Genomic DNA, 15,879 nt, shown 5'->3' with positions numbered 1-15,879 from the left:
ACCATGCCCCGTTTTGCCCGTCTGTTCGATTCCGCGGAAGACATTGTCCAGGCCTTCCGCGAGGCCATGAAACTGCGCGACGCCGAGGGCGCGCTGCGACTGTGGCTCGACGAAGACTCGATCACCTGCGTCATGCCTGACGGGCAGCGCCTGATCGGCCACGAACACCTGCGCCAGGCGTTCTCGCAACTGCTTGAAGAACAGCCGGTGCTGATCGACGCGATCGAGACCAGCAGCCATGCATCGCTGGGCGTGTCGATCTTCGACGTGACCGAGGCCCTGCGCTTCGGCACGGGCCGGGTCGAGGCGGACCTGTACGTGCATACCACCTATGTGCTGATGCAGAACCACGAGGGCTGGCGGCTCGCGCATATCCACTGCAGCCCGGCCAATGCCGTGCAGGTAGCCTCCGTGGCCGCAGCGCCGGGGCAGGCGCTGCACTGAAGGCGGCCACCAGCCGCGCGCCTTCGCGCACGGCCCTTCGCATCATCGAGCCGGCATGACGCAGCTTCCGCACCATCGCCTGCCACCCACCACCCAGGCCAATCCATCCGTCCAGGCTTATGGCGAAGGCATCGCCATGCCGTGGTGGCTGCGCGGCGGGCACGCCCAGACCATCATTCCCGCGCGCTTTACGCAACGCCCGCCGCGTGTGCACTTTCGCCGCGAGCGCTGGGAAACGCCTGACCAGGACTTTATCGAGCTGGACTGGACCACGCACCCCGTGCGCGCCCACACGCCGCTGCTGGTGATGTTCCATGGCCTGGAGGGCGATTCCGGCAGCCATTACGCGCAGGCGCTGATGCACGCGCTGCAGCCGCGCGGCTGGCAAGGCGTGATCCCGCACTTCCGCGGCTGCTCGGGCGAACTCAATCGCGCGCCGCGCTTCTACCATTCCGGCGATTCCGCCGAGATCCGCTGGATTCTCGAGCGCTTGCGCCGCGAGCATTGCGCCGACGGCAGGCCGATGCTGGCGGTAGGCATCTCGCTGGGCGGCAACGCCTTGCTGCGCTACCTTGGCGAACAGGGCGGCGCGGCCGGATACCTGCGCGCGGCCGCGGCCATTTCAGCGCCACTGGATCTGGCCGCCGGCGGCGCGGCGTTGTCCGCCGGTTTCAACATGCTTTACACGCGCATGTTCCTGCAGACGCTCAAGCGCAAGTCACTGGCCAAGCTGGATCAGTATCCCGGTCTGTTCGACCGCGACGCCATGCTGGCGAGCCGTGACCTGTACGCATTCGACAATGTCGTGACCGCGCCGCTGCATGGCTTTCGCGATACCGACGACTACTGGAAACGCGCATCGAGCAAACCCGTACTGGGCGAGATTGCCGTGCCCACGCTCGTGCTCAATGCGCGCAACGATCCGTTCCTGCCAGGCCGCTACCTGCCTGGCCCCGCCGACGTCAGCCCGCAGGTCTGGCTGGAGCAGCCCGAGCACGGCGGCCACGTCGGCTTCATGACGCCACGGGCGGGCCTGCTGGGACAACTGCCGCTGTTGCCGTTCAGCGGGCATATCGAATGGCTGCCCGCCCGGATCCTGCGCTTCTTCGACAGCATGTCCTGAAGCCGGCACGTCAGCAACGAGGAGACACGATCATGGATGAATCAGTCCGGCAAGCACTGGCACGCTGGCCCGATGTGCCCCACTGCTACGGCTGGCTGGCGCTGGATCGCCGCGGCCAATGGCGCCTGCGCAATGAGTTCGCGCAGCAGCACGGCCTGTCGGGCGACCCGATCCGGCATGAAACGCTGGTCGCGTTCATCGAGCGCAACTACCTGCATGACGAGCGCGGCGCCTGGTACTTCCAGAATGGGCCGCAGCGCGTCTTTGTGTCGCTGGCCTATGCGCCGTGGGTCGTGCGACTGCATGAAGGCAAGCTACGCACGACCACGCGACGCGCGTTCGACGTGCAGGCCTGCCATGCCGATGAACAGGGCAATGTCGTGCTGGCTGGCAGGATTGAAGGCGAGGACGGAGATTCGCACGCCGCGCTGCTGCACGACCACGACCTCGACCTCTTCAGCGGCGCATGCGAATGGCATGGCGACGCGTGCGGCGCGGACCTCGGCGTGTTCCACCATGACGGCCGCGACATCCCGATCGAACCGATTGCCGCCAACGAAGTGCCGAAACGCTTCGGCTTCATCCGCGACCCGCGGCCGGCGACCGCCTGAGCAGGCCGAGCGGGCCGACAGGGCCGACCGGATCTAGTTGGGCATGCCCTTGTTGTCCTGCCGTTCCTCGCGGTACTGGCGCTGGAGCTGGTGCAGCCGCGCATCGACCTCGGACAGCGTGTAGAAATCGCCATCACCGGCCTTGCGCGCGATCTGCAGCTGTTCGATCGCGGCCTGGTAGGCGCCATCCATCGCATACTTCTCCGCCAGCGCCTGGTGCTGCTGCACACGCTTGCCTTGCCCGGCGTAGGCACGCGCCAGCATGTCCCACCATTCGCTGCGCCCGGTCTCCTGCCGCGTGCGTTCACGCAGGAACGTTACCGCCGCATCGTACTGGCCGGTACCCAGCAGCGTGTCGCCATAGGTGAGCGCCACCGCGTGCGATAGCGGGAAGGCCTTCATCGACGCCGTGGCCTGGTTCATCGCCTCGGGCACGCGGCCCTGCTGGCGCGCGAGTTCGATCGCCATCACATCCAGCATCGGGCTGCCCGAACTGGCGCCCGGAATATTGCCGTACAGGCGGCGCGCCTCGGCCAGTTCCTGCTCGGCAGCCGGGTAGCGGCCCAGGCGCTGCTCGATGAAGGCCAGGCCGTAGTGCAGCGCCGGCAAGCGCAAAGCGGATGCACCGGCCAGCTGAGCGCGCACGGCAGCACGCAGGTTCTGCAGATCGCTGGGCGAGGTTTCCTGGATAACGCGCGCTCGCACGCGCGCAAACTCGTATTCCGGTGTATTGGACACCTTGCGTGCCGCCACGTGGCTGACGCGGTCCTGCATGTCGGCAATCCGCTCGGAGGTGAGCGGGTGGGTCCGGACATAGGAAGGCACCGAGTTCTCCGCCGTGCCCGAAGCGCGCTGCAGACGCTGGAAGAAGTCGGGCATGCCCTGCGGGTCGAACCCGGCCGCCGTCATGATCTGGAAGCCGACGCGATCGGCCTCGCGCTCGGCGCCGCGCGAGAACGACAGCTGGTTGGCGATGGCCGCGCCCTGCCCGCCCATCGCTAGCGCGGCGGCGGCATCGGGGCTGCGCGTCGCCGCCAGCCCGGCCAGCACCATCGAGGCCAGCGCGATCCACATCGACTGGTCCTGCTGGGTAATGCCGCGCGCGATATGGCGCTGCATCACGTGGCCGATTTCGTGGCCGAGCACCGATGCGAGTTCCGACTCGGTCTCGGACTGCACCAGCAGGCCCGTATGCACACCGATATAGCCGCCCGGCAAGGCAAAAGCGTTGATGCTGCGGTCGCGCACGCCGAACAGGTCAAAACCGGTGGCGAAGGTCCCGGCGCCGGTCGAGCCCGAGATGTTCTGGCGCCGCGCCGCCTGCACCAGCCGGTAGCCCAGCGCATTGAGGTAGTCGGACAGCAGCGGATCCGGCACGTACTGCGGATCGCGCCGGATTTCGCGCATGATGCGGTCGCCCAGGCGCTTTTCCATGTCCGGCGAGAGTGCGGCGGTCGACGGGTCGCCCATGTCCGGCAACTGCAGGCCGGCGGCATCTACCACTGCGTTGTTGGTGCGCAGTCCGAACTCTGATTTCTGTCCCGCCTTCACGCTGCGGTTCAGGTTGTCGTAGACCTGGTCGCTGGTTTCCGCAGGCACCGTCGCCAAGGACTTGACCGCGGTACCGGGCGACGCCTGAGTGCCACCCTGGGGCCACGCAGGCGTCACCATGGCCAGCGCGATCAGCGCCACCAGCGAGCGGCGCCACGGCCTCGCATGCCGCGCAGGGACATGTGAGGCCGGGCCGACAGGCGCAGCGCCTTGCCGTCCGGAAAGGCCGGCGGCGCCTGGCCTGCGAAGCAATGGGGTCTTTGGCATGTTGCTATGATAGCGGCCTGCGCAACCCGTTCCCATTGGCAGTTGCCGCACCTTGCCGCACAGGACCCAGCCATGACGCAGCTTACCCATTTCGATACCGCCGGACAGGCCCACATGGTCGATGTCGGCGACAAGGCCAGCACCCACCGGGTGGCCGTGGCCACTGGCAGCATTACCATGCTGCCCGATACGTTCGCGCTCGTGCGCGACGGCACTGCGAAGAAAGGCGACGTACTGGGCATCGCGCGAATCGCCGCGATCATGGCGACCAAGCGCACCGCCGACCTGATTCCGCTGTGCCATCCGATCGGCCTCACCAAGGTTGCGGTGGACTTCGCACTGGATGAGGCGAGCGCCAGCATTACCTGCACAGTGCGCACGGAAACGCGCGGCCAGACCGGAGTGGAGATGGAGGCGCTGACCGGGGTTCAGGTCGCGCTGCTGACCATTTACGATATGTGCAAGGCGGTGGACCGGGGCATGGTGATCGGCAATGTCCACCTGCTAGAGAAGCATGGCGGCAAATCCGGCGACTGGGTGGCTGGCTCCTAAGCTGAAGCAGGAGCCGGGCGCCGCTGGGAGTCTACTGCGCTTCCGCCCAATCGGCATGAAGCGGGTACCTGTCCGGCGAGCCGGAATCGTAAATCGTTAGTGGAAGAGAACCGACTACCCGCCCGGCGGCTGCATCGGACCATTCGCCACACCGGATACTGTTGCGGCCAGCTTCCTTGGCTTCATAAAGCAGGGCATCGGCAGCGGCAATCAAGGACTTTTCGGTTGCACCGTGCGCCGCAATCGAAAAATCGACGGCCAACACGCCAAAACTAGCCGTCGTCGGGATGCTCCCGCTGACGGCTTCGACCGTCGGATTGTCCACAATCGCCGCACGCAGGCGCTCCGCGGCGGACAAGGCACCGTCAAGGTCGGTCTGCGACAGGACCAGCAAGAACTCTTCGCCACCATAGCGCACCACGCTATCAACATGCCGGCGCGTCATCGCCTGAAGCAAGGCCGCGATATGTTGAAGCACGGCATCACCAGTCTGGTGTCCGAAGGTATCGTTGATCCTTTTGAAGTGGTCGATATCGCAAACCACGAGGGTCAGCCAGTGACGGCTCCTTTCTGCCCTCGCAATTTCCATCGGCAGTAGTGCTTCATGCAAATGGCGCCGGTTGTAACAGCCGGTGAGATGGTCCCGGATCGATTGGTGCTTCAAATCCATCAGCGCCCGATACTCGTCGCGCCAAAGCTGGTGGTAGCGACGGGCCGCCACGATGCCGAAGCTGTTGGCAAGCAGCAAGAGCATGGACATGGTCAGGGCACCGGAGGGGGTCAGGGCCCCCTTCTCTACCGCGATCAGGATGAAAGCGGCCGTGGAAGCGATAGCAATACCCTGTGCAATGATCAGGCGATTCGGGATGAAGACATAGACCACCATCAGCATGATGCACAGCGACATCGAGTGCCATGGGATTTCACTCGGACGGAACCAGACGATAAGCGCGAAGGTTGCCATTCCCACGACCTCGGCCGCGCTTGCCACGAACCAATGGGCAACGATGGATTCCGCCTGGTCGCGCAACAGATACAAGCCCATGACTGCCGTGATCGCGACCAGCATGCGGCCAACGAAAAGGACCAGAGTCACACGTCCATAGCCCAGGGCAGCCACATCCGTCATGGCAAAGGCCAGATAGAAGCCAGAACAGAAAAGCAGGGTCAAGTGAAGGGATGACCGGCTGCGTATCAAATGGTGGCGCTGGAATGCGCGTTCCGTTTCTACGTTGCGGAACTCCACGCGCACCGGGTCAATGGCAAATTCAGATGGGGATTCGAGGTTCACAGTCTTGAATGCGTGATTACGTTGAATCACTTTATTACAATTTTCGCGACTGCGCCGCGAAGCCTGAAAATGAAGGCGGATTTTTCAGCGGCTCGCGGTTCGGACGTCTGAATCCAAATACATTACGCCCAAGCTTCGGCCTGATCCCGGTCGCCCGTGACGCAAACCCCGAGTCTCTCTGGCCACGCTTCGCTCCGGCCCGATTTTTTGCGAGCGTACGACCGGCTTGCCGTAATAAAGGTAACGCCGGATTTCACGACAACGTGCTTCACCGCTAGCAGGCGTAATTTGGTATTCAATATCAATCAGGCCAGCATGGCCAGACAGGCTGCGGCACCGCAGTGCCGGCACGGCCTGGCGCATTTGCATAGGGTGAGTTCGATGAACGGGCGCAAGCTTTGCCAGTTGGCACTGGCTCTGGCGGCGGTCACCACCAGCGGCGCGGCATTAGCCGGCCGGGCCTACTACCACGGCGGCCACTATCACGGCGGGTACTACCACGGTGGCTATTACCACGGCGGCTACTATCCGGCGCGCGTGGGCGTGGGCGTGTATTTTGGCCCGGGATTCGTGTACGGCGGCTATCCCTATGGCTACTATCCGTACCCGTATTACTATCCGCCGGCGGTGGTAAGCGCACCGGCCGCGCCAACGCAATACATCGAGCAGGGTCCCGACGGACCGGTCGCGGCACCCGGACCTGAAGGCGCCGCGCCCGAAGCACCGGCCCAGGCATGGTGGTACCACTGCAACCAGCCCGAGGGCTACTACCCGTATATCCACGCGTGTCCCGGCGGCTGGCAGAGGGTGCCGGCACAACCTCCGTCAAGCTCCCGGGAGCCTGCCCCGGGGATGTCATCATGAAGATACCTGATCACTGCGCCAGCCGCCCTCTCGGCGTCGTTCTGGCTCTGGCAACGCTGGCGCTGGGCGCCTGTGTCGTGATGCCGTCAGGTCCTTCCGTGACGGTGCTGCCTGGCACTGGCAAATCCTTTGACCAGTTCCGGGCCGATGACGGCAACTGCCGCCAATACGCGTTCGGGCAGGTAGGCGGGGTGAGTTCGGCCCAGGCGGCCAATACCAGCGCGGTGGGCAGCACCGTCGTCGGCACCGCGCTGGGCGCGGCAGCCGGTGCGGCATTCGGCGGTGGAGAGGGTGCAGCCGTGGGGGCCGGTGTTGGCCTGTTGACCGGCGCGGCAGTTGGCACAAGCAGCGCGGCGTATTCGGGCTATGGCACGCAACACCAGTACGATGCGGCCTATATGCAGTGCATGTACGCCAGCGGCCACCGTGTGCCGGTATATGGCCACGTGGAAACTGCGCGCCGGCCGGCGGCGCCCTATTACTACTATCCGCCGCCCCCGCCGCCGGGATACGCGGTGCCGTACTGATCGACCACCCTACTCCGGCATACGCCGCGCCTGTTCGCGGATCCACCGGCAGAACTCGCGTGGCCGCGCCGAGTCGGCGACCTCGCGGCAAGCCTGATCCAGCGCGGCGTACTGTGCCGGCTCATCGCCGAGATAGTAGTAGCGCAAGCGCTCCAGCCACGCGCGGCCTTGCGCGCTGTCGCCAGTCAGCGCCATCAGCCATGCCGTGCGGGCAATCATCGTGGGCGTGGGCAGCAGATGCACCGCGGCGACATGCGAAGGCAGCAGGTCCGCGGCATTGGCAGGCGTGATGACCGCACGCTCGGCGGCATCGGCCGACGCGTACTGGCGGAACCAGTACGCCGGCATCGGCAGCGTGGCGCGGCGTTCGCGGGACGCATATTCACGGGCTTCGGCGCGCCGGTAGTCCTGCCACATTGAAGCCAGCACGATCGCGCTGACCGCTGCGAAGCCCGCCAGCAATCCCAGCGATAGCCAGCGTGGCATGTGCCAGCGCCCGAAGCCGCCCGGCTCGAGCCAGCCCAGCATGAAGCAGAACGGCAAGAAGAAGTACAGGTAGTGCAGCGGATACTCGAGCATCGAATGCGCGCACAGCATGGCCAGCCACGCGAGAACGACTATGGTCTGCGCCCGTTCCTCGTCGCCTGCCTGCAAGAGCCGGACACGCACCACGCGCCACAACCATCCTGCAAGCACCAGCGTCACACCCGCGGTGCCGAGAATCCCAGTCTTGGCCAGCAGGTCGAGCACGGCATTGTGCGCATGCAGGGACATCTCGACCTTCACGCCGACCTGCGGCAACTGCTGGAACTGGGCCCATCCGAACTCGCCCCAGCCTACGCCGAGCCAGGGGTGGGCGCGGAACATTGCCCAGGCGTGGGACCACAGGGCACTGCGCGCGGACATCTGGTCCGCGGCCTGCATCTGCGCAACGGCGTCAAACAGGCGCCAGTCGAACGCATTGCCTGCTGCCTTGATAGTCGGCTGCAGCACCAGCAGGACCGCAACCATGGCGGCCGCCGCGACCAGAAGGCCAACCGGCCGGCGCATCGGATCGATCTCGCGACGCGCCCCACGCGCAAGCCACGCGGCGATCACGGCATACAGCGCGGCGAGACCCACGTGCAGGACGCCGGTGCGTGAGCCGGACAGGACGATCCCGCTTTCCAGCAACACCACGGCCGCCAGCCACATCTGGAAGCGCAGCTTGCCGCGTGAGGCCAGCCATGTTGTGGCGACCAATGCCATACCTTCTACGGTGGCCTGGTGGTTGGGCTGGTTGAGGTTGCCCCAGAGGCGGCGGTTGTCGTCGTAGAAGTAGGCCGAAACGAGGCCGAAGCTGCGGGATTCCAGATGGAAGAGCTGGACCCACTGCGACACAGTGCCGAGGAGGCCGGCGAGCAGGAAGGCGGCGGCTAGGGCGTCTGCGAAGGCACGGCGAGTGTCCTGCGACGCGGAAGCACGATAACGGCACGCCGCCAGCATGATCGCTGTGCCGAGCGCCAGCGTAAGCTGCGTCGCGAAGCGGCTGCTGGTCAGGTCATTGAAGCCAGACGCTGTTTGAATAGTGCCAAGGGCAAGCAACCAGACGGAAAGGCATGCGATCCAGGGGACGTTGGCGTCACTTCCCGCCTCGGTCTGGAACGTTGATGCCGCGAGCGCGCCAGCGAGCAGAAGAAACCAGGCTGCGGCTGCCCATTCGCCGTAGAAGGTAGCCAGCGGCAAGGTATGCCTGGAAACCAGCAGGGGGAAAGCAATCGATAGGACAACTAAGAGCGCCGGTATGGCGGTCCTGGACTGCGGCATGCGGCGCCTTGTTGGGAAAAGGCGCATGATAGCTTGACCGGTGGGCAAAGAAAAAGCGCCCGAAGGCGCTTTTTCCTTACAGAGGAAAACTTAAATCAGTTCACCACGCAGTTAATGCCACGACCAGGCGTCGTTACGGCGCAACCAGTGCCCGCCATCGTCCAAGTAACAGCGCCACCGGCGGGATTCGGGGTCAGAGTAAGCACCATATTAGCGGGTGCTGAAGTCTGGCCCGTGGTCGTCAGCGTAATCACTCCATCCGTGACGCTGAGACCATCCACGTACGCAATGGTGGCCGCATTATTGCCAACTGCAATAGCTGCCGGAATATCGCCAACGCCAGAGCTGCAGCCTGTAAGAGTGCCCGTAGTCTGAATACACATTGCCGTCGCAGTCTTAGTAGCAGAAATGCCAGCTAGAGCGCCTGAAACCTTTGAGCGCTGGGTGTAATCCGCATACTGCGGAATTGCAATCGCCGCCAGAATACCAATGATCGCGACCACGATCATCAGTTCGATCAGCGTAAAGCCCTTCTGAACCCGACGGCCCAGCTTCTTCATTTGTTGTACCCGTTGCATGAGATGACCCCTCGAAGAGATTTTAGGTTGATGCACTGCACGTCTTCGATTTGTGAAGTGCGGGGAGGATAGAGCAGAGACCGTGCCAGGGGGTGATACCCCACGATCAGGGGGAGAAGCGACAAATTTCGTCACCCCGCAATCGCGCCTCAATGCCTCTATCGCCAAAAATTGTCAGTTCTCTGCCAATGTCTCCTGCCATACCGACAAAATGTGCGATAACTCACATGAGTTAGCTCCGCATCTGCCGTCCACCATCAACAGAAAGGGCAGCCACCCGGGCTGCCCTTCACTATGAGGCGTTGAAAACGCTCCGTCAGGCCGTCTGCGCAGCGCGGCGGCTCATCATCTTGCCGACCACCACCACCAGGATCGCCCCGGCAATGCCGAACACCAGGTGGGCATGCGGCACATTGACTTCAAACCACGCGGCGTCCACCGGATCGCTCACCAGCATTTCACCCGCCAGGTAGCCCAGCAGCGCAGCGCCCAGCACGATGATGATCGGGAAGCGTTCCATGACCTTGAGCAGCAGCGTGCTGCCGAACACGATCAGCGGAATCGACAGGCCCAGGCCCAGAATCAGCAGCATCAGCTGGCTGCCCTCGGGACCCTTCTGCGCCGCGGCGGCCACGGCCACCACGTTGTCCAGCGACATCACCAGGTCGGCGATCAGGATGGTGCGGATGGCCGCCCAGATATTGTCCTTGGCATCGTGGCCTTCCTCGTCGTCGTCGCCGTTGAGCAACTGCACGCCGATGTAGACCAGCAGCACGGCACCGATGATCTTCAGGTACGGCAGGCTCAGCAGCTTGACGGCTGCCACGGTCAGCACCACCCGCATGATGATGGCGGCGGCGCTGCCCCAGAAGATGGCCTTCTTCTGCTGCGCGGGCGGCAGGTTGCGCGAGGCGAGCGCGATGACCACCGCGTTGTCGCCGGACAGGACGATGTTGGTCAGGATGATCGATCCCAACGCAATCCAGAACGTGGTGGAAGACAGCAGTTCCACGGCAAGGCTCCTCGAGGTTTCTATCTATATGTCCGACCCCGCCCGGTTGCGGCAGTTTCGGTTGTCTGTGGAAACAGACATGTATATCGCGCGAACCTTTCGATTCGGTTTCAAATCACGGGCAATTCACTCGGGAGATACCCTAGGAAGCGCTTCGCCACAATGACATTGCCCCCGCACATGGCAGGGGCAAATCCGCTCCGGCCGGGCCGGAGCGGTTCAACACGGGCCCTGCGCGCCTGATGACGCACAGGACACGGGTGTGTTGCTTACAGCATTGCCTTCAGCAGGCGGCCCATCTCGGACGGGTTCTTGGTGACCTTGATACCGCAGGCTTCCATGATTTCCAGCTTGGCCTGGGCGGTGTCGGCACCGCCCGAGATCAGCGCGCCGGCGTGGCCCATGCGCTTGCCCGGAGGCGCGGTCACGCCAGCGATGAAGCCAACCACCGGCTTCTTCATGTTGTCCTTGATCCAGTTGGCCGCATTGGCTTCGTCCGGACCGCCGATCTCGCCGATCATGACCACGGCGTCCGTTTCCGGATCGTCGTTGAACATCTTCATGACGTCGATGTGCTTCAGGCCGTTGATGGGGTCGCCACCAATACCGACAGCCGACGACTGGCCCAGGCCCAGCGCGGTCAGCTGGCCCACGGCTTCGTACGTCAGCGTGCCCGAGCGCGACACCACGCCGATGCGGCCCTTGCGGTGGATGTGACCCGGCATGATGCCGATCTTGATTTCGTCCGGCGTGATCAGGCCCGGGCAGTTCGGTCCCAGCAGCAGGGTCTTCTTGTTTTCGCGGCGCATGCGGTCCTTGACTTCCATCATGTCGCGCACGGGGATGCCTTCGGTGATGCAGACCACCAGGTCCAGGTCGGCGTCAACGGCCTCCCAGATGGCGGCAGCGGCGCCTGCGGGCGGCACGTAGATGACGGAAACGGTGGCGCCGGTCTGGGCCTTGGCATCCTTCACGCTGGCGTAGATGGGAATGCCTTCGAAGTCTTCGCCGGCCTTCTTCGGGTTCACGCCTGCGACGAAGCAGTTCTTGCCATTGGCGTAGTCGCGGCAGCCACGGGTGTGGAACTGGCCGGTCTTGCCGGTGATGCCCTGGGTGATGACCTTGGTGTCTTTGTTGATCAGAATCGACATGCTTTAGTCCTTTGCTTGACTCTGGCAGCGCGGGCACGGAGCCACGCGCGCTGCCCAAGTTCGCTTGTATTGGTAACGGCGCCCGGCTTACTTCTTGCCGGCGGCAGCGGCCACGACCTTCTGGGCGGCTTCTTCCATCGTGTCCGCCGAGATGATCGGCAGGCCCGAGTCAGCCAGCATCTTGCGGCCCAGTTCTTCGTTGGTGCCCTTCATGCGCACGACCAGCGGCACCGTCAGGTGCACGGCCTTGGAAGCGGAGATCACGCCTTCGGCGATCACGTCGCAGCGCATGATGCCGCCGAAGATGTTGACCAGGATGGCCTGCACGTTCGGGTTCTTCAGCATCAGCTTGAAGGCTTCGGTCACCTTCTCGGTGGTGGCACCGCCGCCCACGTCGAGGAAGTTGGCCGGCTCGCCGCCGAACAGCTTGATGGTGTCCATGGTGGCCATGGCCAGGCCGGCGCCGTTCACCAGGCAGCCGATGTTGCCGTCCAGCGAGATGTAGGCCAGGTCGAACTTCGAGGCTTCGATTTCGTTGGCGTCTTCTTCATCCAGGTCGCGGTAGGCGACGATTTCCGGATGACGGAACAGCGCGTTCGAGTCGAAGTTGAACTTGGCGTCCAGCGCGATGACCTTGCCTTCGCCGGTCAGGATCAGCGGGTTGATTTCCGCCAGCGAAGCGTCGGTGTCGTAGAACGCCTTGTACAGGCCTTGCAGGGCCTGGCGGGCTTGCGCAATGCTCGCGTCGGGAATGCCGATCTTGCGCGCGATGTCGTCGGCGTCAGCGTCGGTCAGGCCGGTCGACGGCTCGATGATCAGCGTGTGGATCTTTTCCGGGCTGTGGGCAGCGACTTCCTCGATGTCCATGCCGCCTTCGCTCGATGCCATCAGGGCGATCTTCTGCGAAACGCGGTCCACCACCAGCGAAACGTACAGTTCCTTCTTGATGTCGGCGCCTTCTTCGATCAGCAGGCGGTTGACCTTCTTGCCCTCCGGACCGGTCTGGTGCGTGACCAGCTGCATGCCCAGGATGTTGGTGGCGTAGGTCTTGACGTCGTCGATGCTCTTGGCAACCTTCACGCCGCCGCCCTTGCCGCGGCCACCCGCATGAATCTGCGCCTTGACCACCCAAACCGGGCCGCCAAGCTCTTCTGCGGCCTTCAGGGCCTCGGCAACCGAGAACGCGGGGATGCCGCGCGGAACCGGCACATTGTATTTGCGCAGGATTTCCTTGCCTTGGTACTCATGGATATTCATGCGTGTTTCCTTTCGGGTAGGCGTAAAAGGTAGAAGGGAAGAATCTGAAAGAAGACGAACTCTCTCGTCCGTGGCCGATCCTGAGGATCAGCCGGAAGTGCCGGTTGGCCGGTCGTACGGAACATTGCCGTTGCCGGCTGCCGCTTGCGCCTGAGGCGTGTTCGCAGCGGCCTGCTCCGCCTCGGCCCGAACCTTGGGCTTCGGCTGGTGACCATACCAGCGGGGGTAAAACTCCCGGACCACCTCGCCGTCGAAGCGCAGCGCGTGGCAGCCGTTCAACTGGTAAGGAGGTTCGGGATTGGGATCATCGTCGGCGCCATCGCGAATGCTGATGACTTCTCCGGCAAATGCCTGGATCGCGGCGCTCGGCAGCACGCCGGCCGCTTCGGTAAGGTGCGAGCAACCCTCGATACCGGACAGGCGCTCGCGTACCGCCTTGCGGAAGCCCTTGCGCAGGTTCAGCCCGATCAGCTTGCGGTAAGCCGGACCAATCTGGTCACAATGCGTCGGATAGGGCACCCAATCGGAGCAGGCTTCCGCGTCCAGCACGGTCAGTTGCTCGTCGATCGTCACGCGCAGCCACAGATCGTGCAGTGGCTGGCCGACCGGACGGACGCGGCCACCCGCCAGGGCTATATCACGCGGCTTGGTGTCGGTCAGGCGCACCTCGATATCCCACAAGCCGTCTTCCCTGAGGTAAGCCTGGGCCGTAATGGCACGGGTATGGCGCAGGGAGCGGTTGACGGGCTGGGAAAGAGGCATGGCCAGGCTGGGAATACGGGGGCAAGGTACCGCGCCAGGGCAGCGGCGCCGAAAAACCGGAAGAGTTTAACATGCCGTGCCGGTTTGCCCGGGAACATCCGCATGCGCCAACTGTCGGCACCCGATTGTCGGCCGACCGGGACTGAGAACCGGCGAATACCCGCCATATATGCCCCGTCCGGTGCCGGACCCGCCGCGCGACCAGCCCGGCATACGCCCGAATACACCTGTAGGCAGTACTGGTATTCGCCTGCAATCCGCCCCGCCTCGCGGCCCGGCAGGCTCATTCCATATCGTCGGGAAGCTCGTCCTCCGCGCCCTGGATGACCTTGCCGATCACCGAGCGCGAAAAACCGCGCGCCATCATGAAACGGATCTGCTTGGCGCGCTCTTCCGGCGTGGCGGGCGCGGCGCCAAAGCGCTTGCGCCAGACCTCGCGTGCGCGTTCGGGCTCGGTCTCGCGCAGGCGCTGCTGCAGTTCGCCCAGTTGCTCGCTGCCAAGCTGGTGGGTCTTGGCTTCCTGCATCACGCGCGCCGCGCCGTAGCGGCTGCCACGCCGGTGCAGCAGGCTGTCGGCAAAACGCTCGTTGGACAGCCAGTTCTCGCGTTCGAGGGCGTCGAGCAACTGTTCAAGCTGCTCGGGCGATTCCGCGTGCGGCGCCAGCTTGCGCGCGAGCTCGGCCCGGCTATGCTCGCGGCGCGACAGGTAGCCCACGGCTCGGGCCTTCAGGGAAAGCGGGGGACGGGGGGCCATCAGCGCAATTCTGGGTAGCAAGGGGAAACAAAAAAGGCTGGCGCATCGGCAATGCGCCAGCCTCGGGAGCGTGCCTGCCGGCCGGCGCTCAGTCTTCCACGACCTCCGCCGCCGGAACGGCGTTGATCGGCGCCACGCCCAGCGTGGCGCGGACCTTGTTCTCGATTTCCTGGGCGATGTCCGGGTTCTCGCGCAGGAACTCGCGCGCATTGTCCTTGCCCTGGCCGATCTTGTCGCCGTTGTAGCTGTACCACGCACCCGACTTCTCGACGATCTTGGCATCCACGCCCAGGTCGATGATCTCGCCCTGGCGCGAAATGCCCTGGCCATACAGGATGTCGAAGAAGGCCTCGCGGAACGGCGGCGACACCTTGTTCTTGACCACCTTGACCTTGGTCTCGTTGCCGATCACATCGTCGCCCTTCTTGATCGAGCCGATGCGGCGGATATCCAGGCGCACAGATGCGTAGAACTTCAGCGCGTTGCCACCGGTGGTGGTTTCCGGCGAACCGAACATCACGCCGATCTTCATGCGGATCTGGTTGATGAAGATCACCAGGCAGTTCGTGCGCTTGATGGTACCGGTCAGCTTGCGCAGCGCCTGGCTCATCAGGCGAGCCTGCAGGCCGGGCAGCGAGTCGCCCATTTCGCCTTCGATTTCGGCCTTCGGCACCAGCGCGGCCACCGAGTCGATGACGATCAGGTCGATCGAGCCCGAGCGCACCAGCGCGTCGGTGATTTCAAGCGCCTGCTCGCCGGTGTCCGGCTGCGAGATCAGCAGCTCGCCGACGTCCACGCCCAGCTTCGAGGCATAGTTGACGTCAAGGGCGTGCTCGGCATCGATAAAGGCGCAGGTACCGCCGAGCTTCTGCATCTCGGCCACGACCTGCAGCGTGAGCGTGGTCTTGCCGGAAGATTCGGGACCGTAGATCTCGACCACGCGGCCGCGCGGCAGGCCGCCCACGCCGAGCGCGATGTCCAGGCCGAGCGATCCGGTGGACACTACCTGAATATCCTTCTCGACCTCGCCATCGCCCATGCGCATGATCGAGCCCTTGCCGAACTGCTTCTCGATCTGCGAGAGCGCGGCGGCAAGCGCCTTCTGCTTCTCGGCGCTCAGGCCGGCACCTGCCTTCTTGTCGTCCATGGTCGTCCTTGAGTCAAATGTTGAGTCAATGGTGGTATAAAGAGGTCGAATGTGGCGCGGCACCGGCATTTCCGGTGGTTGACCGACCGGTTTTCCGACCTGCGGCTTCCCGATCTGCGCGCCTCAACAAAAATCACCCGACTGCCTGCGCAGCCACCTTCTGCGGCGGCCTGCGCGGAATG

General features: G+C 64.2%; 16 protein-coding genes. 6 read left to right on the top strand and 10 right to left on the bottom strand.

Annotated features, from left to right (window positions below; genetic code table 11):
* Positions 1-3: 3 nt before the first annotated feature.
* The 3 genes from AC3FNH_RS02030 to AC3FNH_RS02020 are packed head-to-tail and all read left to right on the top strand — an operon-like array spanning position 4 to position 2,178.
* Entirely contained in the window at positions 4-444 is a 441-nt protein-coding gene (locus AC3FNH_RS02030; protein ID WP_276099531.1) for a YybH family protein, read from the top strand.
* A 55-nt stretch (positions 445-499) separates the two neighbouring features.
* Positions 500-1,567 carry a hydrolase gene (locus AC3FNH_RS02025; protein WP_276099530.1) on the top strand — a complete coding sequence of 356 codons (1,068 nt, stop codon included), beginning with the start codon at positions 500-502 and terminating at the stop codon, positions 1,565-1,567.
* A 32-nt stretch (positions 1,568-1,599) separates the two neighbouring features.
* Positions 1,600-2,178 carry a DUF2946 family protein gene (locus AC3FNH_RS02020; RefSeq protein WP_488718888.1) on the top strand — a complete coding sequence of 193 codons (579 nt, stop codon included), beginning with the start codon at positions 1,600-1,602 and terminating at the stop codon, positions 2,176-2,178.
* A 33-nt stretch (positions 2,179-2,211) separates the two neighbouring features.
* Here the strand turns inward: AC3FNH_RS02020 and AC3FNH_RS02015 are convergent, their stop codons facing one another.
* Positions 2,212-3,996, bottom strand: coding sequence for a beta-barrel assembly-enhancing protease (locus tag AC3FNH_RS02015; RefSeq protein WP_488718887.1), 1,785 nt, complete (start codon positions 3,994-3,996; stop codon positions 2,212-2,214).
* Positions 3,997-4,068: 72 nt separating this feature from the next.
* Here AC3FNH_RS02015 and moaC point away from each other — a divergent pair, with 72 nt between their 5' ends.
* Entirely contained in the window at positions 4,069-4,548 is a 480-nt protein-coding gene (moaC, locus tag AC3FNH_RS02010; protein ID WP_488718886.1) for a cyclic pyranopterin monophosphate synthase MoaC, read from the top strand.
* 31 nt (positions 4,549-4,579) lie between these two features.
* On the opposite strand, the gene AC3FNH_RS02005 is transcribed toward moaC, so the two are convergent.
* The gene (locus AC3FNH_RS02005; RefSeq protein ID WP_488718885.1) at positions 4,580-5,839 is read right to left on the bottom strand and encodes a GGDEF domain-containing protein; all 1,260 of its coding nucleotides are present in this window, start codon (positions 5,837-5,839) and stop codon (positions 4,580-4,582) included.
* A gap of 381 nt (positions 5,840-6,220) precedes the next feature.
* Between AC3FNH_RS02005 and AC3FNH_RS02000 the strand changes: the two genes are divergently transcribed.
* Positions 6,221-6,703, top strand: a complete 483-nt coding sequence (locus AC3FNH_RS02000) for a hypothetical protein (RefSeq protein ID WP_488718884.1) — start codon at positions 6,221-6,223, stop codon at positions 6,701-6,703.
* Positions 6,700-7,230 carry a hypothetical protein gene (locus AC3FNH_RS01995; RefSeq protein WP_488718883.1) on the top strand — a complete coding sequence of 177 codons (531 nt, stop codon included), beginning with the start codon at positions 6,700-6,702 and terminating at the stop codon, positions 7,228-7,230. The genes AC3FNH_RS02000 and AC3FNH_RS01995 overlap by 4 nt, the downstream gene beginning before the upstream one ends.
* Before the next feature lie 9 nt (positions 7,231-7,239).
* On the opposite strand, the gene AC3FNH_RS01990 is transcribed toward AC3FNH_RS01995, so the two are convergent.
* The 8 genes from AC3FNH_RS01990 to recA all read right to left on the bottom strand — a co-directional run bounded on the left by AC3FNH_RS01990 (position 7,240) and on the right by recA (position 15,697).
* Entirely contained in the window at positions 7,240-9,036 is a 1,797-nt protein-coding gene (locus AC3FNH_RS01990) for a PglL family O-oligosaccharyltransferase (protein WP_488718882.1), read from the bottom strand.
* A 95-nt stretch (positions 9,037-9,131) separates the two neighbouring features.
* On the bottom strand, positions 9,132-9,614 hold the full coding sequence (locus tag AC3FNH_RS01985) for a pilin (protein ID WP_488718881.1): 483 nt from the start codon (positions 9,612-9,614) through the stop codon (positions 9,132-9,134).
* Between the two features lie 316 nt (positions 9,615-9,930).
* Positions 9,931-10,626 carry a TerC family protein gene (locus tag AC3FNH_RS01980; protein WP_488718880.1) on the bottom strand — a complete coding sequence of 232 codons (696 nt, stop codon included), beginning with the start codon at positions 10,624-10,626 and terminating at the stop codon, positions 9,931-9,933.
* 269 nt (positions 10,627-10,895) lie between these two features.
* Complete coding sequence (gene sucD, locus AC3FNH_RS01975) at positions 10,896-11,777, bottom strand: succinate--CoA ligase subunit alpha (protein WP_276099522.1); 882 nt, start codon at positions 11,775-11,777, stop codon at positions 10,896-10,898.
* Between the two features lie 87 nt (positions 11,778-11,864).
* On the bottom strand, positions 11,865-13,034 hold the full coding sequence (gene sucC / locus AC3FNH_RS01970; RefSeq protein ID WP_276099521.1) for an ADP-forming succinate--CoA ligase subunit beta: 1,170 nt from the start codon (positions 13,032-13,034) through the stop codon (positions 11,865-11,867).
* 87 nt (positions 13,035-13,121) lie between these two features.
* A complete protein-coding gene (locus AC3FNH_RS01965) occupies positions 13,122-13,796 on the bottom strand; it encodes a DUF2889 domain-containing protein (protein WP_276099520.1) in 675 nt (224 codons plus the stop codon).
* Positions 13,797-14,079: 283 nt separating this feature from the next.
* Positions 14,080-14,550, bottom strand: coding sequence for a recombination regulator RecX (gene recX / locus AC3FNH_RS01960; RefSeq protein WP_488718879.1), 471 nt, complete (start codon positions 14,548-14,550; stop codon positions 14,080-14,082).
* A gap of 88 nt (positions 14,551-14,638) precedes the next feature.
* Entirely contained in the window at positions 14,639-15,697 is a 1,059-nt protein-coding gene (gene recA / locus AC3FNH_RS01955; protein ID WP_488718878.1) for a recombinase RecA, read from the bottom strand.
* Between the last annotated feature and the right edge of the window lie 182 nt (positions 15,698-15,879).

The sequence above is a fragment of the Cupriavidus sp. 22TCCZM01-5 genome (genome assembly GCF_057798915.1).
This window is presented reverse-complemented; position numbering and strand designations above follow the sequence as displayed.